The sequence below is a fragment of the Corynebacterium sp. AOP36-E1-14 genome, assembly GCF_052377495.1.
GTDB lineage: Bacteria > Actinomycetota > Actinomycetes > Mycobacteriales > Mycobacteriaceae > Corynebacterium.
The window spans coordinates 39830-61850 of record NZ_JBQSWV010000003.1; the positions used below are offsets into that span (position 1 = coordinate 39830).

Here is a 22021-nt window from a genome sequence, read left to right on the forward strand (position 1 = left end):
ACGAAGAGGCCCACCGTAGTGGGCCTCTTCTGTGGTGTCCGGAGGGGGACTTGAACCCCCACGTCCGTTAATAGGACACTAGCACCTCAAGCTAGCGCGTCTGCCATTCCGCCACCCGGACATGGATGCGGACGCCGAACACGGTCGCGGCTGATATCCAACCCTGTGTCCGTCGCACTCCGGTAACTATAACGAGTCGGTGCCGCGGTGACAAATCTGTGCCGAATGCCCAGGCCGGCGCGTATATCGGGGCACAGGTCGGGCCACCACAGGCTATGACTTCAGAGTCTTACTGCGGGGTACGAAACACTGCGGCATACTGGTTGCCATGAGTGACAAGACCCACCACCAGCCCACCTACCTCGACGACCGGTTCCCCGCCGCGGACCCCTACGCCCCGCTGACCGACCTGCCGCGCCTGGAGGTCTCCAGCGCGGACTTCGGTGACGGTGACCGTCTGCCCGGCGACCAGCTCGGCGGGAGCGACGTCTCCCCGCAGCTGTCGTGGTCGGGGGCTCCGGAGGGTACGCAGTCCTACGCGGTGACCTGCTTCGACCCGGACGCGCCGACGACGTCGGGCTACTGGCACTGGGCGGTGTTCAACATCCCGGCCTCGGTCACCTCGTTGGACGCCGGCACGGGCGACGCCGAGCTGGCCGGCCTGCCGGACGGGGCGATGGCGCTGCGCGGCGACTCGGGCAGCCGCGGCTACTACGGTGCGATGCCCCCGGCCGGGCACGGTCCGCACCGCTACATCTTCGCCGTGCACGCCCTCCCGCAGTTCCTGGAGATCAACGACCGCTCCACCCCGACGATCCTCGGATTCAACCTGAACTTCACGGCCACCGCCCGCGGCCTGCTCTGGGGCTGGGCCGAGAACTAGACGACCGACCGCCCCCGGGCAGTTCGGCTAGTCCTTCCAGGGAAGTTCGGCACCGACGGCCTCGGAGAGGTTCGTCAGACCGTGCTGCCGCACCTGGTGGGCGATACCGAGGTGGATGTCCCGGATCCAGTCGGGGCCGCCGTAGATGAAGCCGGTGTAGCCTTGCAGCAGGGTCGCCCCGGCGCCGATGCGTTCCCACGCCTGCTCCGGTGTCTCGATGCCGCCGACGCCGATCAGGACGAGACGGTCGCCGGCGCGCTGCCGGATACGCCGCAGCACCTCGAGCGCCCGGTCTGCCACCGGGGCGCCGGAGATCCCGCCGGCACCGAGCGCCTTCACGTCGGAGGCGCCGGTGGCGAGGTTGTCCCGGCTGATGGTCGTGTTCGTGGCGATCAGACCGGTGAGGCCGAACTCCAGGGCCATGTCGGTGACCGCGTCCACGTCCTCGTCGGTGAGGTCGGGGGCGATCTTCACGAACAGGGGCCGGTCGCTGGCCTGGCGCACGGACTCCACGATCGGCCGCAGGCTCTCCACGGCCTGCAGGTCGCGCAGCCCGGGGGTGTTGGGCGAGGAGACGTTGATCACCAGGTAGTCGGCGACGTCGTCGACGGCGCGGGCGGACTCGAAGTAGTCGCCGGGGGCGCACTCCACGGGCGTGTTCTTCGTCTTGCCGAGGTTCACCCCCACCGGTTCGGGGGAGACCCGGGTTCCCAGGCGCTTGGCCGCGGCCAGTGCACCGTCGTTGTTGAAGCCCATCCGGTTGAGCAGCGCCCGGTCGGCCGGGAGGCGGAACAGGCGGGGGGTCGGGTTGCCCGGCTGGTGCACCGCGGTGACGGTGCCGACCTCTGCCGAACCGAATCCGAGCGGGCCCCACACGTCGACCTCGGTGGCGTTCTTGTCGAAGCCGGCGGCCAGCCCCAGCGGGCGGGGGAAGCGGACCCCGGCGACGGTCTGCGCGAGCACCGGGTCGGTGACCACGAGGCAGCGGCGCAGTGCCGCGCGCGCCGCGGCGGACCGGGCGGCCACGGACAGTGCGGACGTCATCAGCCCGTGGATGCGTTCGGCCCGCAGCGTGAACAGCACGCGCAGTGAGGAGTCGTAGACGGCCCCGCGGAAGGCACGGAAGGTGGTCATGAGTCTGGTGTCCTCTCGGGAGGGTTAGCTGGGGAGGTCGTCGGCGGGGATGAGTTCACGGGTCCCGTCGGCGGCGACGAGCAGCAGGTCGCCGCTGCCGTCGTCGATGATGTGGCGCACGTCCGAGGTCGTCGGCACCTTGCCGACCTCCTCCGGTGTGCCGGTCGACAGGTCGTAGCCGGTCAGCGTGTTGTCGCCGGTGGTGGACACCCACATGACCTCACGCTCGGAGTCCCACAGCACCGCCCACGCGCCCTCACCGGTGGGCACCGCCTGGGTGTGCCGGATGACGTCGGTGAGGGTGTAGACCAGTGCCTGTCCGCGACGGGCGTCGGAGGCGACGAGCACCCCGTCGGGCTGCGTGCCGGCGGAGACCGTCCCCACGCCCTGGCCGATGCGCAGCGCGGCCACGCGCGACTCGCCGGCGATGTCGATGTCGGTGACGCTGGTCTGCTGCGCGTCGATGAGCGCGGCGCGCCACTCCGCGTCCTCGTTGTCGGCGTCGTCCTCGTTGTCGGCGTTGCGGGTGTTGCCGACCAGCTGCATGTCGCTGCCGGTGGCGGTCATGTCCTCGGAGCTGGTCTCCTCGCCGTCGGCGTCGAACCAGTGGACGTCGCTGTCGGACTCCACGGTCAACGCCACCTTGCCGTCGGGGTGCACCGCGGCGGCGGTCACCTCGCCGGGGGCCTCGAGACTGCGCACCTCCTGGCCTTCGGCGTCGAGGATGCGCACGGTCGTCCCACAGCCCAGCACGACGCCGTCGACCGCACCGGTCACCGTGGTGCACGTGTCGTCGACGTCCACCGACGGTGCGGAGCCGGACGCCACGTCCTCCAGCGGGCCGATCACCAGCCGCCCCTGCTCCAGCGCGGCGACCAGGGCGGGGGAGTCTTCGGTGACGGACGTCCCCACGCCGGCGCGGACCAGGCCCAGCAGGGCCTCGCCGGAGTCGAGCGTGCCCGTCACGTCGGAGGCGTCGGTGTCGGGGGACTCCAGCGGCTTGGCGGCGACGCCGACCACGGTCTCCCCGTCACCGTCGTCGGAACCGTCGGTCCCGATCATCTGCTCGGCGCACCCCGACAACGTCACCAGCGGCACCATGGCCAGGGCCGCGACGGTCAGGGGCTTGGCCGGGCTCATCCGCGGCTGTGTCAACAGGCTTCTCACGCCAATCACGCTACTACACGCGGTGCGGGACTCCGGCCTGTGTCGGGGCGGGGGGCTGTCGCGAAGTGACGGCGAGGTGATGGCGGGGTCGCGGCAGGGTACTCTCGTCAGCCATGGAGTTTTCCTCACATCTCGCCTCCGACGCCGGCGACGTCGTCACCACCACCGACATGGGGTGGTTGCAGACCATCATCCTCTCGATCGTCCAGGGGCTCACCGAGTTCCTGCCGGTGTCCTCCTCAGGGCACATGCGCATCGTCTCCCAGCTGATCTGGGGGGAGGACGCGGGCGCGTCCTTCACCGCCGTGATCCAGCTGGGTACCGAGCTGGCGGTGCTGGTGTTCTTCGCCAAGGACATCTGGATGATCCTGTCGGCCTGGTTCGCCGGTGTCTTCGACCCGGCCAAGCGCGACAACCAGAACTACCGCATGGGCTGGATGGTCATCGCCGCGACGATCCCGGTCGGTCTGATCGGCTTCCTCGCCAAGGACCTCATCCGCGACAACCTGCGCAACCTGTGGATCACCGCGATCGTGCTGATCCTGTTCTCCTTCGTCTTCATCTGGGCGGAGAAGGTCGGCACCCACCAGCGCAGCTACGACAAGCTCACCATGAAGGACGCCCTGCTCATGGGCTTCGCCCAGTGCCTGGCGCTGATCCCCGGGGTGTCGCGCTCCGGTGCGACGGTGTCCGCCGGCCTGTTCCTCAACCTCGACCGTGAGGTCGCCACCCGCTTCTCCTTCCTGCTGGCCATCCCCGCCGTCCTGGCGTCCGGCCTGTTCAGCCTGCCGGACGCCTTCGACCCCGCCGCCGGGCAGGCCGCCAGCGCGCCCCAGCTGGTCGTGGGCACCGCCATCGCCTTCGTCCTGGGTTACGTCTCGATCGCCTGGTTGCTGAAGTTCGTCGCCAACCACTCCTTCGCCTGGTTCGCCCTGTGGCGCATCCCGGTGGGTGTGATCGTGCTGATCCTGCTGGCCACCGGCATGATCAACGCCTGATCCACGCACCGGCCCCACCGGTGGCGTACCGCCGGGCCCGGGGTGACTAGACTCAGGCCCCATGCGTTCCTGGCCCACCCCCGACGTCCCCGTCCTCGCCGGTGACGGTGTCCCGCTCACTCTCCACGACACCGCCGCCGACCACGTCCTGCCGGTCGACACCGGCACCCTGACACCGGCCGGCGAGGTCGGTGTCTACGTCTGCGGGATCACCCCGTACGACTCCACCCACCTCGGCCACGCGGCCACCTACGTGACCTTCGACCTGGCGATCCGCCAGCTGCTCGACAACGGTCACGGCGTGCACTACGTGCAGAACATCACCGACGTCGACGACCCGCTGTTCGAGCGGGCCGAGCGCGACGGGGTGGACTGGCGCGAGCTCGGCGACAGCCAGATCGACCTCTTCCGCTCGGACATGGCGGCGCTCTCCGTCGTCCCGCCGCGAGACTACGTCGGCGCGATGGAGTCGGTCGACGAGGTCATCGACATGGTCGAGCGCCTGGTCACCGCCGGTGCCGCCTACCGTCTCGAAGACGATTTCCCCGACGTCTACGTCGACCACACCTTCACCGAACAGTTCGGCTACGAGTCGCGCTACGACTCCGAGACGATGGCCCGCTTCTTCGGCGAGCGTGGCGGAGACCCGGAGCGTCCCGGCAAGCGGCACCCGATGGACGCGCTGGTCTGGCGCGCCCACCGCGACGGCGAGCCCGCCTGGGACTCGCCCTTCGGCGCCGGACGACCCGGCTGGCACGTGGAGTGCTCCGCCATCGCCACCAACCGCCTGGGCTCCTCGTTCGCCGTCCAGGGCGGCGGCAGTGACCTGCGCTTCCCGCACCACGAGTTCTCCGCGGCCCACGCCGAGGCCGCGCACGGCGTGGAGCGCATGGCCGGGCACTACGTGCACACCGGCATGATCGGTCTGGACGGCACGAAGATGAGCAAGTCGCTGGGCAACCTGGTGTTCGTCTCCCGCCTGACCGCGCAGGGCCACGACCCGGCGGCCATCCGCCTGGGCCTCTACGAGGAGCACTACCGCCGCGACCGCGACTGGTCGGACGCGGTGCTCGCCCGCGCCGAGCGGCGCCTGGCGCACTGGCGCACGGCGGCGGACGCCGCGGTGGACGCCGGGACCGTCACCGCGGTGCGCGCCGCGCTGGCCGACGACCTGGACACCCCGGGCGTCCTGCGTCTCCTCGACTCCTGGTGTGTCGCCTGGGGCGATGCCGGGAGTGACGGGGCACCGGAACCGGACGCACCGACGCTGCGCACCGTGTGCGCGGCCCTGCTGGGGGTGGCACTGTGAACGAGTTCGTCGCCGCGACCGACGCGGCCCGTCAGGAGTTCATCGGGAACCTGCGGTCCATGGCCACCGGCAGCTACCTGCGCGAGGAGGACCGGGAGTTCTGGGAGGCTCCGTTCCCGGAGTCCGTGGTGGACGAGTCCGCCGAGATCCTGCACCGCCTGGTCGCCGGCGTGCGCGCCGACCCGACCGGGGAGGTCGTGCTGCAGGTCATCTCCGCGCACGACGCACTGCGTGCCCTCAGCGACCGGCACGCCGACGCGGTCTACGAGGACGAGGAGGTCGAGGACTTCCGTGCGCTGGTGACCGTGCTGTGCGAGGAGGTCGGGGCGGACTCCCACGAGGTGCTCGACGACCTCGACAGCATCATCGAGCAGGAGTAGCCGGGGGAGCTACATCACCCGGCCGGCTGCAGCAGCAGCGACTGGCTGGTCGAGCCGAGGGGACCACGGGCGTCGTGGAGGCGTCCGATGGTCAGCCCGACCCCGTCGGGTCCCAGGTTGGCCTCGGCCTGCACCCCGGTCCACCCGTCGCCGGCCCACCCCTGCCCGGGCAGGCGGTGCAGCGACACGGTGAGGTCGGTGTTCATGAACTGCCACTCACGCGGGTCGAGGACGCGGTCGACGCCGTTGGTGGCGTCCGCCACGGCCATCAGGGAGGTCCAGGGGGAGTCGGGGACACCGGCGACGACGGGGATCGTGCTGCGTATCCAGGCCTGGCGTCCGGAGCCGTACATCTCGATGGTGTCGATGTACGGGCTCGCCCAGGCCTCGAGGAACTCCGTGGCGTCGGCGCACCGGTCACGGGGGAGCATCTCCGCGGCGCTGGGCACCTGCGGGTTCTCCACGGCGGTGGTGTCGGTGGTCCTGATCCACCAGGCGCTGCCGCGCACGACCTCGCGGCCGGAGGTGTCGGTGACGACGGCCTCCAGGTAACTGATCCGCCGGCCCGGGCGCACGACCCTGGCGGTGGTGCGCAACCGTGCCACCGGCACGGCGCCGAGCAGTTCGGTGGTGACGCGCACGAGGCGCCCTCCCTGCGGTGCGGCCTTTTCGAGGACGTGGGTGACCAGGGCGGACGGGGGAGCGCCGTGCTGCAGGTCCGGGCCCCAGGGGCTCACGGTGTGCGCGGTGGCGACGTAGTCGGTCCAGGTGGCCCCGAGGTCGTCGGTGGTCACGGCCGCGGGCTCGAAGTAGGCGTCGGTGGAGTGGGCGGGGGTGGAGATGTCTGGGGTGACGGAGGTCATGGTGGGCGATTGTATCGGCCGGTCGTCCCGGCGGGCATGATGGGAAGCATGAAGGCGATTCTCTGGGACATGGACGGCACACTCGTCGACACCGAACCGCTGTGGGGTGAGGCGACGTACGCGATGGCCGCGGCGATGGGCCGTGAACTGACCCCGGAGGTCCGGGCCACGACGGTGGGCGGCACCGCGGACGGGACGGTGCGCCTGGTGGCGCGGTGGGCGGGGCTGGAGCCCACCGACGACGAGGTCGACGGGTGGATCACCTGGCTCTACGACCACGTCTCCGCCCTCTTCGCCGAGGGGCTGGAACTGCGTCCGGGCGTCGGCGGGCTGCTCGCCGAGGGCCACCGGGCCGGTCTGCCGATGATGGTGGTCACGAACACCTTCCGTTCGCTGACGGACCAGGCCCTGGGCTCGATCGGCCACGAGTTCTTCGTCGACTCGGTGTGCGGCGACGAGGTGGCCACGGGCAAACCCGACCCGACGCCCTACCTGTTGGCCGCCGACCGGCTCGGCCTGGCCCCCGACGACTGCCTGGTGATGGAGGACTCCACCAACGGCATGACCTCCGCGGTCGCCGCGGGGTGCCGGGTCGTGGGACTTCCCGCGGACGGGGCTGTGGTGCCGGACGGTGCGGTGCCGGTGGCGGTGCTGCGTGGCGGGGAGCCGAATCTCGGGGGACTGGTCATCGACGACCTGCGCGGCTTCTGGGAACAGCTCGGTCGCGCCCGGGTGGGGTGAGCGGTCGGGGTGACCGCGTCGGCGCGCGGGTGCTGGTCTGTGACAGAATGAGTGCCGTGAAGAACTTCGACTCCCTGTTTGAGGAACTGTCCCAGCGTGCCGCGGATCGTCCCGCCGGCTCCGGAACCGTGGAGGCACTCGACGCTGGGGTGCATTTCCAGGGCAAGAAGATCGTCGAGGAGGCCGGTGAGGTCTGGCTCGCCGCGGAGTACCAGTCCGACGACGAGCTCTCCGAGGAGATCTCCCAGCTGATCTACTGGCTGCAGGTCGTGATGGTCGGCCGCGGCCTGAACCCTGCCGACATCTACAAGTTCCTCTGAGAGGCGGCGGCGTGAGCAATCCAGAGAACAACCAGCCCGACCTGCTGCGGGTCGCGGTCCCCAACAAGGGGTCGCTGTCGGAGACCGCCACGGAGATCCTCTCCGAGGCCGGTTACCCGGGCCGTGGCGACTCCAAGTCCTTGACCGTGGTCGACGCCGACAACGGCGTCGAGTTCTACTTCCTGCGCCCCAAGGACATCGCGATCTACGTGGCCAGCGGCCACCTGGACATGGGCATCACCGGCCGGGACCTGGCCGCGGACACCCGTGAGGAGACCGAGGAGCTCCTCGAGCTCGGCTTCGGCGACTCGACCTTCCGCTACGCCGCGCCCGCCGACCAGGAGTGGACGGTGGAGGGGCTGCAGGGCCGTCGCATCGCGACGTCCTACCCCAACCTCGTGCGCCGCGACCTGCAGTCCCGCGGCATCGACGCCACCGTCGTGCGTCTGGACGGCGCGGTGGAGATCTCGATCCGCCTCGGCGTGGCGGACGCCATCGCCGACGTCGTCTCCACCGGCCGTACCCTGCGCCAGCAGGGGCTGCGTCCCTTCGGCGACCCGGTGATCAGCTCGACGGCGGTGGTCGTGGGGCGTCGCGGTGCCCCCGTCGACGACCGGCAGCGGGTGCTGCTCAAGCGCATCGAGGGGATCCTGCACGCACGCAACTACGTGATGCTGGACTACAACTGCTCCCGGGACATCCTCGACCGGGCCGCGGCGGTCACGCCCGGCCTGTCGGCGCCCACGGTCGCCCCGTTGGCCCAGGACAACTGGGTGGCGGTGCGTGCCATGGTGCCGCGCAAGGACGCCAACACCCTGATGGACAATCTCTCGGCGCTGGGTGCCGAGGCGATCCTCGCCAGCGACATCCGCATCGCACGAATCTGATCTGACCCTCCAACCCCCCTTTCCCGAAAGGCCACGACCTCCCATGACCGTCCCCGAGTACCGGCCCGAGTCTTCGCCGGTCACGTCCTCGACTCAGCTGATCACGGCTGCTGAGACCCATTCCCTCAGCGCCCATGCCGCGGACACCTTCCGCACCGAGGAGGACCTGCTCGGCACCATGCAGGTGCCCGAGCACGCCTACTACGGCGTGCACGCACTGCGTGCGGTGGACAACTTCCAGATCTCCCGGACCACGTTGAACCAGCTGCCGGAGTTCATCCGCGGCATGGTGCAGGTCAAGAAGGCGGCGGCGCTGGCCAACCAGCGGCTGCACACCCTGCCGACGGAGAAGGCCGAGGCGATCGTCTGGGCCTGCGACCGGATCCTGCTCGACCACCGCTGCATGGACCAGTTCCCGATCGACGTCTACCAGGGCGGTGCGGGCACGTCGACGAACATGAACGTCAACGAGGTCGTCGCCAACCTGGCGTTGGAGTACCTGGGCAAGCCCAAGGGCAGCTACGACGTGATCAACCCCAACGACGACGTCAACATGGGCCAGTCCACCAACGACGCCTACCCGACGGGGTTCCGGCTGGGCATCCACACCGCCTTCCAGGACCTGATCCGCCACCTCAGCGCGCTGGAGCGCGCCTTCTCGAACAAGGGTGACGAGTTCCGCGACGTGATCACCATGGGCCGCACCCAGCTGCAGGACGCCGTGCCGGTGAGCCTGGGCGACGAGCTCACCGCCTTCGCCCAGAACCTGTCGGAGGAGCAGGCCCAGCTCGACCGGGCCGCCGGCTTCATGCTGGAGGTCAACCTCGGTGGTACGGCGATCGGCACGGGCGTCAACGCGCACACCGGTTACCGCGCCGAGGTCATCGAGGCGCTGCGTGAGGTCACCGACCTGGACATCGTCTCCGCCAACGACCTGCTCGAGGCCACCAGCGACACCGGCGCGTACGTCAACGCCAGCTCCGTGGTCAAGCGTGTGGCGATGAAGCTGTCGAAGATCTGCAACGACCTCCGCCTGCTGTCCTCGGGTCCGCGTGCCGGGCTCAACGAGATCAACCTGCCGGAGCGTCAGGCGGGGTCGTCGATCATGCCGGCGAAGGTGAACCCGGTGATCCCGGAGGTCGTCAACCAGATCTGCTTCAAGGTCTTCGGCAACGACGTGACCATCTCGATGGCCGCGGAGGCCGGCCAGCTGCAGCTCAACGTGATGGAGCCGGTGATCGCGCAGTCCCTGTTCGAGTCGATCCGTCTGCTCGCCCGCGCCTGCACCACGCTGCGCACGCTGTGCGTGGTGGGCATCACCGCCAACGAGGACGTGTGCCGCTCCTACGTCGAGCACTCCATCGGTATCGTCACCTACCTCAACCCGCTGATCGGCCACCACAACGGTGACCTGGTCGGCAAGGAGTGCGCACGCACGGGCAAGTCGGTGCGTGAGGTCGTGCTGGAGCGCGAGCTGCTGGACGCCGAGACGCTCGACCAGGTGCTCAGCAAGGAGAACCTGCTGCACCCGGTGTGGCGCGGCACGCTCTACGACAACTGAGCCCCGACACCCGCCACGGCACCCTGCCACGGCACCGGGGGTGTTCCCCGGGTGTCCCCACGCGGGGGGTGAATCCCGCACGGCCGCCCACGAGGTTAGTTTTCATGACTAACATCATGGGCGTGACATACCCCGCTGACAGCACCAGCACCACCGACACCACCACACTCAGCTACCGCACCATCCTGGGGGAAGTTCCCTGGTCACTGCGTGATATCGCCGTCGTCCGGGACAAGGGGAGACCGGACGACTCCGCCCGTGCCTGGGCACTCAGTCTGCCCCACGGACTCGCCGACGGCAGGATGGTCGACGGCCCCGCCGCCGCACACCCCCCGAACGCGGGGTTCCAGAAGATCTTCGTCGTCGACCCGGGCGAGACCCACCGCCACCACCTGGCCCGCGTCTTCGGCATCCGCTCCGGCCAGGACGCCCTCGACGCCGTCGCCGACCGGCTCTCCGCGGCAGGGGACCCGGCCTACAGTTCACAGCACGGCGTCCTCGCCGACCTGTGCGCCACCGCATGGTCCGAGCGTCCGGCGGCCCACACGGTCCTGGGGCCGGTGGACGCCGACCACCACCACGTGGTCGTGCCGTTCCTGCAGCCCGAGGCGTACCAGGCCCTTACCCCGACCCCGCCGGAGGACATCTGTGCCTGGGACATCTCGGTCGCCGTACACCTGCTGTGGCTGGCCCACGGCGGGGGACTGCTCACCGAAGAGCAGTGCGATGCACCCCTGGGCCGCGCCCTGGCGATGGCGCGGGACGCCTACGGCAGCTGGACGGACTACGCCGACGGTGTGGTCGTCGGCCGGGCGGTGTCCGACGGGCGCCTGGACGACTCCTGCCACCGCTTCGTCCACGACACCGCCGTGGCGCTGAACCACCCGGACTCGCCGTGGTTCCGCCTGGACCTGCAGGGGTAGCCTGGCGGGCATGCTCCCTGACCTCGTGACCCCGGTCCACCGGTCCGCACTGCGCTCGATCGCCCGGGTCGTCGACGAGACCGCCACACCCACCCCGCCGGACGAGGCGCTGCAGGCGCTCACCGCGCAGCTGCGCGCCACCCCGGCGCTGGTGCTCACCGGCGCCGGGGTGTCCACCGACTCCGGGGTGCCGGACTACCGGGGCCCGTCCGGGTCGTTGACCCGCCACCGTCCGATGACCTACCAGGAGTTCCGGCACGACCCGGACGCCTCGCACCGCTACTGGGCACGCTCCTTCGTCGGCTGGCGCCGCATGGCCGCCGCACGGCCCAACCTCACCCACTACGCCCTCGTCGAGCTTGAGCAGGCGGGTCTGGTCACCGGGGTGGTCACCCAGAACGTCGACGGGTTGCACGCCGCGGCCGGCTCGCACAACCTGCTCAGCCTGCACGGGGATCTGGCGCGGGTGATCTGCCTGGACTGCGGGCACCTCGAGGACCGTCCGTCGTTGGACGCCCGGCTGGAGGAACTCAACCCCGGCTACGCCGAGAGCATCCGGTTGGACGCCTCGCAGGTCAACCCGGACGGCGACGTGAGCCTCGACGAGGCCCACGTCCGCGAGTTCCGCATGGCCGGGTGCCGGCGGTGCGGCAGCATCCTGCTCAAACCGGACGTCGTCTACTTCGGTGAGCCGGTGCCGGCCGAACGAAAGCACCGCGCGGACTCCATGCTGGACACGGCGTCCAGCCTGCTGGTCGTCGGCTCGTCGCTGGCGGTGATGAGCGGGTACCGCCTGGCGTTGGACGCCGCACGCCAGGGCAAGACGGTCGCGGTGGTCAACGGCGGGCCGGGGCGCGCCGACCGCCGCGCCGACGTGCTCTGGCGCACCCCGGTGGCCCCGGCGTTCCTCTCGTTGCTGGACGCCCTCGACCTCTCCTGAGCGCTCAGGCGAACTCCTCAGGCGAACTCCTCAGGCGAACTCCTCGGGCACCCCGGGGTACTCCGGCGGTGTCCCGCCGAAGGCGGGGCAGATGGGCTTGAAGGAGCACCAGCCGCAGAGCTTCGAGGTCTTCGGCGCGAAGTTCCCGCTACGCGCGTCGGCCCCGATACTCGACCAGATGTCACCGAGGTCGCGTTCCACGTAGTTGAGTTCCGCCGGGGTGGGGGAGAGCACCATGTCGTCCTGCACCTTCAGGTACATCAGACGCAGCTGCTCGGGGATGTGGCCGAACAGGCGCCACCACACCAGGGCGTAGAAACGCATCTGGAACACCGCCTGCGCGGAGAACCGGGGGATGGGCTTCTTGCCGGTCTTGTAGTCGACCACCCGGACCTGGCCGGTGGGTGCCACGTCGACACGGTCGATGAACCCGCGCACAGGCACCCCGTTGGGCAGCGTGGTGTCCACGAACTTCTCCACGGACTCGGCGTCGAAACCGCCCGGGTTCTCCATCTGGAAGTACCCCTTGACCAGGGAACGGGCCTCCACCAGGAAGTCCATGGTGGTGTCCTCGGGCACGAGCTCGTCGAGCTGCGGGTCCTTGGCCTTCATCTCCGTCCAGTGCGGGGAGAGCATCTTCACCGCCGCCGGGTAGGTGCGTTCCTCGCGCGGCATGCCGTGCAGGTCCTCGAGCACGGCGTGCACGAGTGTGCCCTTGACCTGGGCGACGGTGCTCGGTTCGGGCAGTCGGTCGATGGCCCGCAGCCGGTAGAGCAGCGGGCACTGGCGGTAGTCGCCGACACGCGACGGGGACAGGGCGAGGGGACGGCGGCTCACAGGTGTTCCAGCATCTTTCCGGGATTGAGGATCGTGGTCGGGTCAAGGGCGCTCTTGACCGCGCGGTGCAGGGCGCGGTTGCCGGCGTCGAGCTCGGTGGGCAGCCAGGCTGCCTTCAGCGCACCGACGCCGTGCTCGCCGGTGATCGTGCCGCCGAGTTCCAGGCCCAGGGCCATGATGCGGTCGAAGGCGGTGGTCGCCGCGGCGACGGAGGTCTCGTCGGCGAGGTCGTGGAACACCGAGGGGTGGACGTTGCCGTCGCCGGCGTGGGCGACCAGGCCCACGGTGGTGCCGGTGTCGTCACGGATGGCCTCCACCCCGGCGCAGAAGTCCGCCAGGCGGCTGCGCGGGACGCACACGTCGTCGATCATCTGCCCGCCGCCGTGGGTGGAGGCGTAGCGTTCATTGGCGACCTGCACCGCCCGCCGGGCGGCGACGAGCAGGTCGGAGTCGACCGGGTTGTCGGCGAAGGCGACGTCGACGGCCCCGTGGGCCTCGGCGACGGCGGCGAAGGCGCGGGTGTCGTCGGCGGCGGTGGTGGCGTCGGACTGCATGAGCAGCACCGCGCCCACGGAAGCGTCCAACCCGAAGTCACCGACCTCGCCGAGCAGCCCGATGGTCATGCCGTCCATCATCTCCAGCATCGACGGGGACGCCCCGGTCGCCATGTAGGCGGCCACGGTCTGCACCGCGGCGGCGACGCTGGGGAAGGTCGCCAGCGCGCTCAGCGGATCGGCCCCTAAGGGAACGACCTTCAGCGTGGCCTCCACGATCACCCCGAGGGTCCCCTCGGACCCGGTGAGCAGGGACACCAGGTCCAGGCCCGCCACGCCCTTGACGGTGCGCTGGCCCAGCCGGGTGAGGGTGCCGTCGGCGAGCACCACGGAGATCTCACGGACGTACTGGCGGGTCACGCCGTACTTCACGCAGCACATGCCGCCGGCGTTGGTGGCGATGTTGCCGCCGACCGAGGAGATCGCCACCGACCCGGGGTCCGGCGGGTAGGCGAGACCGCGGGGACGCAGCGCGTCCTTGAGGTCCTTGTTGATGATGCCGGGTTCCACGGTGACGGTCATGTTCGCCTCGTCGACCTCCAGCACGCGGTCCATGGACGCCACGGACAGCAGGATGCAGCCGTCCACCGCGCACGCACCACCGGACAGCCCGGAGCGCGCACCCTGCGGCACCACCGGGACGCCGTGGGCGTGGGCGAAACGCATCGTGGCGACCACGTCGTCGACGCACCCGGCGCGCACGAGGGCCCGTGCCGCGCCGTCGGCGCGGTGCGCGGACTGGTCGGTGGAGTAGGACGCCAGGACGTCGGCGTCGGTGCTCAGCGAGCCGCTGAGCCGGCCGCGCAGCTCGGCGAGAGCAGTATCGAGACCAGTAGCAGTTTCCGTCACAGGTGCTCCAGCATCTTGCCGGGGTTCAGGATCCCGGTCGGGTCCACGGCGGCCTTGATGTCGCGGTGCAGGCGTCGGCTGCCCTCGTCGAGTTCGGTGGCGAGCCAGTGGCTCTTCAGGTTGCCGACACCGTGCTCGCCGGTGATGGTGCCGCCGAGTTCCAGGCCCAGGGCCATGATGCGGTCGAAGGCGTCCTGCGCGGCGGCCACGGAGGCCTCGTCGGAGGTGTCGAAGAAGACCGAGGGGTGCATGTTGCCGTCGCCGGCGTGGCCGATCACGGTGACCTGGGCGCCGGTGGCGGTGCGCACGTCCTCGATACCGTCACAGAACTCCGCCATGCGGGAGCGCGGCACGCAGACGTCGTCGAGGAGCTGTCCGCCGCCGTGGGCGCGGGCGTAGTGCTCCCAGGCGGGCTGGGCGGAGCGCCGGGCGGCGACGAGGAGTTCGGAGTCCACGGCGTTGTCGGCGAAGGCCACGTCGATCGCCCCGTGCTCACCGGCGACGGCGGCGAAGGCCTCGGTGTCGTCGGCGGCGGTGGTGGCGTCCGACTGCATGATCAGCACCGCGCCGACCGAGGCGTCGAGTCCGAAGTCGCCGAGGTCGTTGACCATGGCGATGGTCGCGGCGTCCATCATCTCCAGCAGCGACGGCGCAGCACCGGTCGCCATGTAGGCCGAGACGGCCTCGGCGGCGGCGCGCACGGTGGGGAAGGTGGCCAGCGCACTCAGCGGGTCCGCCCCCAGGGGCACGACCTTCAAAGTGGCCTCCACGATCACCCCGAGGGTTCCCTCGGAGCCGGTGAACAGGCTGGCGAGGTCGAGACCGGCCACGCCCTTGACGGTGCGGTGTCCCAGGCGGGTCACCGTCCCGTCGGCGAGCACCACGGTAAGTTCACGGACGTACTCGCGGGTCACGCCGTACTTCACGCAGCACATGCCGCCGGCGTTGGTCGAGATATTGCCGCCGATGGAGCACATCGCGTAGCTGCCGGGATCCGGCGGGTACGCCAGCCCACGCGGGCGCAGCGCGTCCTTCAGGTCCTTGTTGATGATGCCGGGCTGCACGGTGACGGTCATGTTCGCCTCGTCAACCTCCAGCACGTGGGTCATCGACGCCAGGGAGAGCAGGATGCCACCGTCGACGGCGTTGGCCGCCCCGGAGATCCCCGAGCGTGCGCCCTGCGGCACCACGGGGACGCCGTGGGCGTGGGCGAAGCGCATCGTGGCGACCACGTCGTCGACGTCCACCGCGCGCACCAGGGCCAGCGGTGTGCCGACCGGGCTGTACAGCGCCTCGTCGGAGGAGTAGGCGGCGAGCACGTCGGGGTCCGTGCTGAGGGAGCCGGTCAGCTGGGCGGCGAGTTCGGCGGTGTCGGGGAAGCTCATTCCCGTCACTGTAGTAGGCGGTGTTCCACCGGTGTTCCGTCGGTGCTCGCCCGCCGTCGCGGTTACCGTGGTGTGCATGCACAGCAACGCACTCTCCGGATCGACGTCCCCGTACCTCCTCGCCCACGCCGACAACCCGGTGCACTGGCGACCCTGGGGTGAGCAGGCCTTCGCCGAGGCCCGGGAGCGCGACGTGCCGGTGCTCGTGTCCGTCGGCTACGCCACCTGCCACTGGTGTCACGTGATGGCCGAGGAGTCCTTCAGCGACCCGCGGATCGCCCGGACCATCAACGAGACGATGGTGGCGGTGAAGGTCGACCGCGAGCAGCACCCGGACGTGGACGCCTACTACATGCAGGCCACGGTGGCGCTCAGCGGCCAGGGCGGGTGGCCCATGACCGTGTTCACCGACCCGGACGGACGCCCGTTCTTCGCCGACACCTACTTCCCGCCGGAACCGCGGCAGGGCCGCCCGTCGTTCTCCCAGGTACTCGACGCGGTCACCCGCACGTGGACGACCGAGCGGGGCCGGGTCGACGAGATCAGCGCCCGGCTCAACGAGGCGATCGGCGGCAGCGAGGAAGAGAGTGACGCGTCCTCGACCGCCTCCTGGGCCGCGCAGGACGCCACGACGCAGCTGCCGACCCGCATCGTGCAGCGCATGCGCGCCGCCGAGCACCCCACCGGCGGCTTCGGCGGGGCGCCGAAGTTCCCGCCGGCCGGCGCACTGCTGGGCCTGGTGCGCTGGGCCGAGCGCACCGGATCGCCGGACGCCGCCACCGAGGTGCTCGACATCGTGGGACGTACCGTCGCCGCGATGCTGCGCGGGGGCCTCTTCGACGCGGTGGACGGCGGGTTCCACCGTTACTGCGTGGACGGTGACTGGACGGTGCCGCACTTCGAGAAGACCCTCTACGACAACGCCCTGCTGCTGCGCGCCCTGTCCGCCTACCTGGTGCGGCGTCCCGACGACGCCCTGGCCGCCGAGGCCTGCGAGCTGACCCGCGGCTTCCTTCGCCGTGACCTGCCTGCCGATGCAACAGACCTGCTCGCCAGCGGGCTAGACGCCGACACCGTCGTCGACGGCGCCCGCGTGGAGGGCTACACGTACACCTGGGCACCCGGCGAACTCGAGGCCGTCGGGCTGACCGGTGAGGGTGACGTGGACGGGCGGGTGGTGCTCACCCGGCGCGAGGGGCTGCCCCTGGACCCGGAGGTGCGCGAGGAGTTGCACCGGACGCGCGCCGGGCGGCCGCGTCCTGCGGTGGACGGCAAGGTCGTCACCGCGTGGAACGCGATGGCCGCCGTCGCGCTCACCGAGGCCGGTGATCCGGAGGCCGGGGCACGCACCACCCTGGCGCTGTGGCACCACGCCGTGGACACCGGAACGGGCGACGGCGACAGCACCGTTCGCGGCGTCCTGCGGTGTGCCGGCACCCCGCACGCCCCGGGCACGTTGGAGGACGGGGCGTGGCTGCTGCTGGCGCTCGTGCGGCTCTGGGAGCACCAGGGGCCGACCTACCGGGGGATGGACGTGGCGGGGTCGGTCTCCGAACTGATCCGTCACCTGCAGGTGACCTTCCACCGCGGTGCGGGCACCTGGTACGACGCGGCGACGCCCGTGGCGTCCACCGGGGTGCGTCCCCGCGACCCCTACGACGGGGCCACGCCCTCGGCGGTGGCGGTGCTGGCCGAGGCGTTGAGCTTCGCCGGGGCGCTGGCGACGGCGATGGACGACGCGGACGTGCGCAGCATGGGCTCGCGCTGGGCGGCGGAGGCCCGGCGCATCCTCGACGCCCACCGCGGGGTCGTCGAGGGCCACCTCGCGCAGGCCGGCGGCTGGTTGTGCGCCCTGGAGTGCCACCTGGCCGGGCCGGTGCAGGCCACGGTGCGCGGCGCGTCCGGCACGCAGGTCGCCGCACTGCGCACCCGGCTGGGGACGTCCTGCCTGGTGCTGGACGTCGCCCACGGTGCGCGCCTCGTCGGCGGGGTGCCTGGCGGCGAGTCTGACGGCACCGCCGCGGTGGCGCAGGTGTGCCGGGCGGGGGTGTGCGGGCTCCCCGAGGCGCTGTGAGTAGCGCGGCACGGTTGACCCGTTACACTGTCCGGGTCACTGCCACACCAACGTAAAGGGGAACCCCGTGGCCTACTCCGGCCCGTTCCAGCCCGGCGACCGGGTCCAGCTGACCGACGCCAAGCGCCGTCACTACACCATCACCCTGGAGACCGGCGGCAGCTACTTCACCCACAAGGGCGAGATCAGCCACGACGACATCATCGGCTCCGACGAGGGCACCGTGGTGGTCTCCCACGTCGGCGGCGAGTACCTGTGCTTCCGGCACCTGCTGGTGGACCACGTGCTGTCCATGCCGCGTGGTGCCGCGGTGATCTACCCCAAGGACGCCGCCCAGATCCTCGTGGAGGGCGACATCTTCCCCGGCGCGAAGGTCCTGGAGGCCGGGGCCGGCTCCGGTGCGCTGTCGATGACCCTGCTGCGCGCGGTGGGCGCCGACGGCCAGCTGATCTCCTACGAGATCCGCGAGGACCACCTCGACTACGCCGAGGCCAACGTCACCGAGTACATGGGGGAGCACCCGGCGAACTGGGACCTTCGCCTCGGGGACCTCAAGGACGTCACCGTCGCCGACACCGACGGGCCGGTCGACCGGGTCATCCTGGACATGCTCGCCCCCTGGGAGTGCCTGGAGACCGTGCGCGACCTGCTGATCCCCGGCGGGGTGTTCATGACCTACGTGGCCACCGTGCCGCAGCTGATGAAGGTCATGGAGGGCATCCGCGAGCTCAAGTGCTTCACGGAGCCCAAGGCGTGGGAGTCCCTGGTGCGCGAGTGGAAGGTCGAGGGTCTGGCCACCCGCCCGGAGCACCGGATGAACGCCCACACCGCCTTCCTGGTCTGGGCCCGACGCCTGGCCGACGGCACCGTGGCGCCGAAGCCGCAGCGCCGGGCACGCAAGTAGCCCCACCACCCCAATTCAGCGTTCCTGGATAGGCTACCTTTCCTTAACATGTAGAGTGGCGCCCTATGACGCAGCACTCCACGGACCAGAATCTCCATGACGGACCGACCGCGCGTGTCGACTCCGGACCTGAGTCCTACCGCCAGCTGCAACTGGCCAACCGGACCCTGGGCACACGCAACGCCAAGCTCACCGAGATGCTCAAGTCCAGCCGCGACAAGCTGGACGAACTCAACTCCCGGCTGGACGCGCTGGCCGACCCGCCGAGCACCTACGGCATCCTGCTGGAGACCGGCGACGGCGCCCTGACCGGCGACGGCGCCCTGACCGCCGAGGTCCACACCGCCGGCCGCCGCATGCGCCTGCCCGTCAGCCCGCGGGTGTCACCGGGCGAGCTCACCCCCGGATCCCTGGTGCGCCTGGGGGAGGGCCAGCAGGTCGTGGAGGTCTGCGGCTACGCCGACTCCGGTGACATCGCCACGGTGGTCGAGGTCGCCGACTCCGGGCGCATCGTCGTCGCCGACAAGCTCGGCGAGGAGACGTTGATGAAGTGCGCCGGTGCCCTGACCTCCGAGCTGGCCGCCAAGCAGGTCGGCCCCGGCGACAGCGTGGTCGTCGACCGGCGCGCCGGGTACGCCTTCGAGGTGATCTCCCGGGCCGAGGTGGAGGACCTGGTGCTCGAGGAGGTGCCGGACGTGTCCTACACCGACATCGGCGGCCTGGAGAGCCAGATCGAGCAGCTGCACGACGCCGTGGAGCTGCCCTTCCTGCACCCGGAGCTCTACCGCGACTACGGGCTGCTGCCGCCGAAGGGTGTGCTGCTCTACGGCCCGCCCGGCTGCGGCAAGACGTTGATCGCCAAGGCGGTGGCGTCCTCCCTGTCGCGCAAGATCGCCACCGACGCCGGCACCCCGGACGCCAAGTCCTACTTCCTGAACATCAAGGGCCCGGAGCTGCTGAACAAGTTCGTCGGCGAGACCGAACGCCAGATCCGGCTGATCTTCGAGCGCGCCCGCAAGATCGCCTCCGCCGGCCAGCCGGTGATCATCTTCTTCGACGAGATGGAGGCCATCTTCCGCACCCGTGGCACCGGGGTGTCCTCGGACGTGGAGTCCACGGTGGTCCCGCAGCTGCTCGCCGAGATCGACGGTGTGGAGGGGCTGCGCAACGTGATCGTGATCGGCGCGTCCAACCGTGAGGAGCTCATCGACCCGGCGATCCTGCGCCCGGGGCGTCTGGACGTGAAGATCCGGGTGGAGCGTCCCGACCGTGCGGCCGCAGCCGACATCCTGGAGAAGTACCTCACCGCCGAGGTGCCGATGTCCGCGGGGCTGGCCGCCGCCACCGGCGGGGCCGAGGCCGCCGCGGCGCACCTGCGCGCCCGGGTGATCGACAACCTCTACTCCGACGAGCGGCCGTACCTGACCCTGCACTACGCCGACGGTTCCCGCTCCGACCTGTTCTTCCGCGACTTCACCTCCGGTGCCATGCTGGCCAATATCGTCGACCGGGTGAAGAAGCTCGCCATCAAGGACGTGCTGCGCGGTGAGGGCGACGGTGTCACCGAGGCCCACGTCGACCTGGCCGTCGACGAGGAGTGCCGCGACAACGACGACCTGCCGGACACCACCAACCCCGCCGAGTGGGCCCGGATCTCCGGGCACTCCACCCGACGCGTCGTGGAGATCACCATGGCGGATAGAGCAGAGCGCACAGAGGCAGGAGCAGCACGGTGACCGAGGAGCCCCGCCGCCTGATCGGCACCGAGACCGAGTTCGGCATCATCGCCCCGGACGACCCGCACGCCAGCCCCATCGAGACCTCCACGCAGGCCGTCATCGCCTACGCGGGGGCGACCGGGCTGGGTGTGAACAGGCGCACCCGCTGGGACTACACCGCCGAGTCGCCGCTGCGTGACGTGCGCGGCTTCGACCTGCGCCGCTACCGCACCGCCCCGGTGATCGACCCGAACGCCCTGGGCTCGGCCAACGTGGTGACCACCTCCGGCGCGCGGTTCTACGTCGACCACGCCCACCCCGAGTACTCCTCCCCGGAGACCACCAACGCGTGGGACGCGGTGATCTGGGACAAGGCCGGCGAGCTGGTGATGCACGCCGCCGCGCAGGCCGCCGGCGAGGTGGAGGACCAGCCGGTGCTGAAGATCCACAAGAACAACGTGGACGGCAAGGGGGCGTCCTACGGCGCCCACGAGAACTACCTCTACCCGCGTTCCTACGACACCGCCGCGGTGCAGGCCGCCCTGATCCCGCACTTCGTGACCCGCCAGGTCTACACCGGTGCCGGACGTCTCGGCCTCGGTGCCGAGAGTCAGTCACCGGGCTTCCAGCTCAGCCAGCGCGCCGACTACATCGAGACCACCGTGTCGTTGGAGACCACGCTGAACCGCGGCATCATCAACACCCGCGATGAGTCGCACGTGGGGGAGCGGTGGGCGCGGATGCACGTGATCATCGGGGATGCGAACCTCTCGGAGTACGCCACCTTCCTCAAACTCGGCACCACCGCCCTGGTGCTCGATGCGGTCGGCGCCGGCGCGGACTTCTCCGACCTGGCCCTCCACGAGCCGGTCGCCGCGGTGCAGCAGGTCTCCCGCGACCTGGACTGCACCACCGGGCTGCGGCTCTACGGCAACAAGGAACTCACCGCGGTGCAGCTGCAGCGCGAGATCCGACGCCGGGTGGCCGAGGCCGTGCCCGCCGAGCGGCGGCAGCGCGGCGACGACCTCGTCCTGCAGGTGTGGGGGGAGATCCTCGACGACCTGGAGCGCGACCCGATGAGCACCGCCGACCGGCTGGACTGGACGGCGAAGCTCTCCCTGCTCAACGGCTACCGCGCCCGCGGGCTGGAGTGGGACCACCCCACGATGGCCGTGGTCGACATCCAGTACCACGACATCGACCCGGCCAAGGGCCTGTACAACGCGCTGGTGCGCAAGGGGCGCATGCGCACCCTGGTCCCGGCCGAGGACGTCGCCGCCGCCGCGGCGCACGCCCCGTGCGACACACGCGCCTGGTTGCGCGGAGAGGTCGCCGGACACTTCGCCGATGAACTGCTCGCCGCCAACTGGGACACGCTCGTCCTCGACACGCCCTACGGTGCGTCGTCGACTACGCGCGTGCTGCTCTCCGACCCGTTGGACGGTTCGGCCGCCCAGCTGCGCGAGGCGCTGGCCGACGTCACCGACGCCGCCGGGCTCGTCCGCGTGCTCGGCGAGGTCATTCCCGGCTCCCTCGCCGGGGTCGACTGCTAGTCTGTAGACGTCAAGAACGTGCGGTGAACATCACCTAACAT

20 protein-coding genes and 1 tRNA gene are annotated in these 22021 nt (G+C 70.6%); 14 read left to right on the forward strand and 7 right to left on the reverse strand.

From position 1 onward, the window contains the following. Positions 1-32: 32 nt before the first annotated feature. Positions 33-121: transfer RNA gene (locus tag ACT3TD_RS02185), tRNA-Leu, on the reverse strand. Between the two features lie 207 nt (positions 122-328). On the opposite strand from ACT3TD_RS02185, the gene ACT3TD_RS02190 reads away from it, so the two are divergent. Further along, complete coding sequence (locus ACT3TD_RS02190) at positions 329-883, forward strand: YbhB/YbcL family Raf kinase inhibitor-like protein (protein WP_301442564.1); 555 nt, start codon at positions 329-331, stop codon at positions 881-883. Between the two features lie 27 nt (positions 884-910). Here the strand turns inward: ACT3TD_RS02190 and ACT3TD_RS02195 are convergent, their stop codons facing one another. Beyond that, positions 911-2017 carry a quinone-dependent dihydroorotate dehydrogenase gene (locus ACT3TD_RS02195; RefSeq protein WP_301442565.1) on the reverse strand — a complete coding sequence of 369 codons (1107 nt, stop codon included), beginning with the start codon at positions 2015-2017 and terminating at the stop codon, positions 911-913. Between the two features lie 24 nt (positions 2018-2041). Next, complete coding sequence (locus ACT3TD_RS02200; RefSeq protein ID WP_301442566.1) at positions 2042-3184, reverse strand: hypothetical protein; 1143 nt, start codon at positions 3182-3184, stop codon at positions 2042-2044. Positions 3185-3354: 170 nt separating this feature from the next. Between ACT3TD_RS02200 and ACT3TD_RS02205 the strand changes: the two genes are divergently transcribed. The 3 genes from ACT3TD_RS02205 to ACT3TD_RS02215 all read left to right on the forward strand — a co-directional run bounded on the left by ACT3TD_RS02205 (position 3355) and on the right by ACT3TD_RS02215 (position 5871). After that, complete coding sequence (locus tag ACT3TD_RS02205; RefSeq protein ID WP_301442575.1) at positions 3355-4182, forward strand: undecaprenyl-diphosphate phosphatase; 828 nt, start codon at positions 3355-3357, stop codon at positions 4180-4182. Positions 4183-4243: 61 nt separating this feature from the next. Next, complete coding sequence (gene mshC, locus ACT3TD_RS02210; protein WP_301442567.1) at positions 4244-5491, forward strand: cysteine--1-D-myo-inosityl 2-amino-2-deoxy-alpha-D-glucopyranoside ligase; 1248 nt, start codon at positions 4244-4246, stop codon at positions 5489-5491. Beyond that, positions 5488-5871, forward strand: coding sequence for a hypothetical protein (locus ACT3TD_RS02215; protein ID WP_301442568.1), 384 nt, complete (start codon positions 5488-5490; stop codon positions 5869-5871). Before mshC ends, ACT3TD_RS02215 begins: the two co-directional genes overlap by 4 nt. Before the next feature lie 14 nt (positions 5872-5885). Here the strand turns inward: ACT3TD_RS02215 and ACT3TD_RS02220 are convergent, their stop codons facing one another. Next, entirely contained in the window at positions 5886-6734 is an 849-nt protein-coding gene (locus ACT3TD_RS02220; protein ID WP_301442569.1) for a thioesterase family protein, read from the reverse strand. 48 nt (positions 6735-6782) lie between these two features. Here ACT3TD_RS02220 and ACT3TD_RS02225 point away from each other — a divergent pair, with 48 nt between their 5' ends. From ACT3TD_RS02225 to ACT3TD_RS02250, 6 genes are all read left to right on the forward strand, one after another. Further along, the gene (locus ACT3TD_RS02225) at positions 6783-7475 is read left to right on the forward strand and encodes an HAD family hydrolase (RefSeq protein WP_301442570.1); all 693 of its coding nucleotides are present in this window, start codon (positions 6783-6785) and stop codon (positions 7473-7475) included. A 56-nt stretch (positions 7476-7531) separates the two neighbouring features. Continuing rightward, on the forward strand, positions 7532-7795 hold the full coding sequence (locus tag ACT3TD_RS02230) for a phosphoribosyl-ATP diphosphatase (RefSeq protein WP_301442571.1): 264 nt from the start codon (positions 7532-7534) through the stop codon (positions 7793-7795). A 41-nt stretch (positions 7796-7836) separates the two neighbouring features. Then, on the forward strand, positions 7837-8682 hold the full coding sequence (gene hisG / locus ACT3TD_RS02235; RefSeq protein ID WP_301442576.1) for an ATP phosphoribosyltransferase: 846 nt from the start codon (positions 7837-7839) through the stop codon (positions 8680-8682). A gap of 43 nt (positions 8683-8725) precedes the next feature. Continuing rightward, positions 8726-10243, forward strand: a complete 1518-nt coding sequence (gene aspA / locus ACT3TD_RS02240; RefSeq protein ID WP_301442572.1) for an aspartate ammonia-lyase — start codon at positions 8726-8728, stop codon at positions 10241-10243. A gap of 122 nt (positions 10244-10365) precedes the next feature. Further along, positions 10366-11166: a DUF1266 domain-containing protein gene (locus tag ACT3TD_RS02245; protein ID WP_441579426.1), complete on the forward strand. Its 801-nt coding sequence runs from the start codon at positions 10366-10368 to the stop codon at positions 11164-11166. Positions 11167-11176: 10 nt separating this feature from the next. Then, positions 11177-12106 (forward strand): Sir2 family NAD-dependent protein deacetylase, encoded by a 930-nt coding sequence (locus ACT3TD_RS02250; RefSeq protein WP_301442574.1) that lies wholly within the window; start codon positions 11177-11179, stop codon positions 12104-12106. Positions 12107-12136: 30 nt separating this feature from the next. On the opposite strand, the gene ACT3TD_RS02255 is transcribed toward ACT3TD_RS02250, so the two are convergent. Genes ACT3TD_RS02255 through ACT3TD_RS02265 form a run of 3 tightly spaced genes read right to left on the reverse strand, consistent with a single transcriptional unit; the run spans position 12137 to position 15731 of the window. Then, the gene (locus ACT3TD_RS02255) at positions 12137-12943 is read right to left on the reverse strand and encodes a RecB family exonuclease (RefSeq protein ID WP_301443918.1); all 807 of its coding nucleotides are present in this window, start codon (positions 12941-12943) and stop codon (positions 12137-12139) included. Beyond that, positions 12940-14346 (reverse strand): FAD-binding oxidoreductase, encoded by a 1407-nt coding sequence (locus ACT3TD_RS02260; RefSeq protein ID WP_301443919.1) that lies wholly within the window; start codon positions 14344-14346, stop codon positions 12940-12942. Before ACT3TD_RS02260 ends, ACT3TD_RS02255 begins: the two co-directional genes overlap by 4 nt. After that, positions 14343-15731, reverse strand: a complete 1389-nt coding sequence (locus tag ACT3TD_RS02265; protein ID WP_301443920.1) for an FAD-binding oxidoreductase — start codon at positions 15729-15731, stop codon at positions 14343-14345. The genes ACT3TD_RS02260 and ACT3TD_RS02265 overlap by 4 nt, the downstream gene beginning before the upstream one ends. A gap of 76 nt (positions 15732-15807) precedes the next feature. Here ACT3TD_RS02265 and ACT3TD_RS02270 point away from each other — a divergent pair, with 76 nt between their 5' ends. The 4 genes from ACT3TD_RS02270 (at position 15808) to dop (ending at position 21980) form a co-directional block, all read left to right on the forward strand. After that, a complete protein-coding gene (locus ACT3TD_RS02270) occupies positions 15808-17805 on the forward strand; it encodes a thioredoxin domain-containing protein (protein WP_441588277.1) in 1998 nt (665 codons plus the stop codon). A 67-nt stretch (positions 17806-17872) separates the two neighbouring features. Further along, on the forward strand, positions 17873-18709 hold the full coding sequence (locus tag ACT3TD_RS02275) for a tRNA (adenine-N1)-methyltransferase (RefSeq protein ID WP_301444181.1): 837 nt from the start codon (positions 17873-17875) through the stop codon (positions 18707-18709). Positions 18710-18774: 65 nt separating this feature from the next. Continuing rightward, positions 18775-20445 carry a proteasome ATPase gene (gene arc, locus ACT3TD_RS02280; RefSeq protein ID WP_441582036.1) on the forward strand — a complete coding sequence of 557 codons (1671 nt, stop codon included), beginning with the start codon at positions 18775-18777 and terminating at the stop codon, positions 20443-20445. Beyond that, a complete protein-coding gene (gene dop / locus ACT3TD_RS02285; protein ID WP_301442342.1) occupies positions 20442-21980 on the forward strand; it encodes a depupylase/deamidase Dop in 1539 nt (512 codons plus the stop codon). The genes arc and dop overlap by 4 nt, the downstream gene beginning before the upstream one ends. Positions 21981-22021 lie beyond the last annotated feature (41 nt).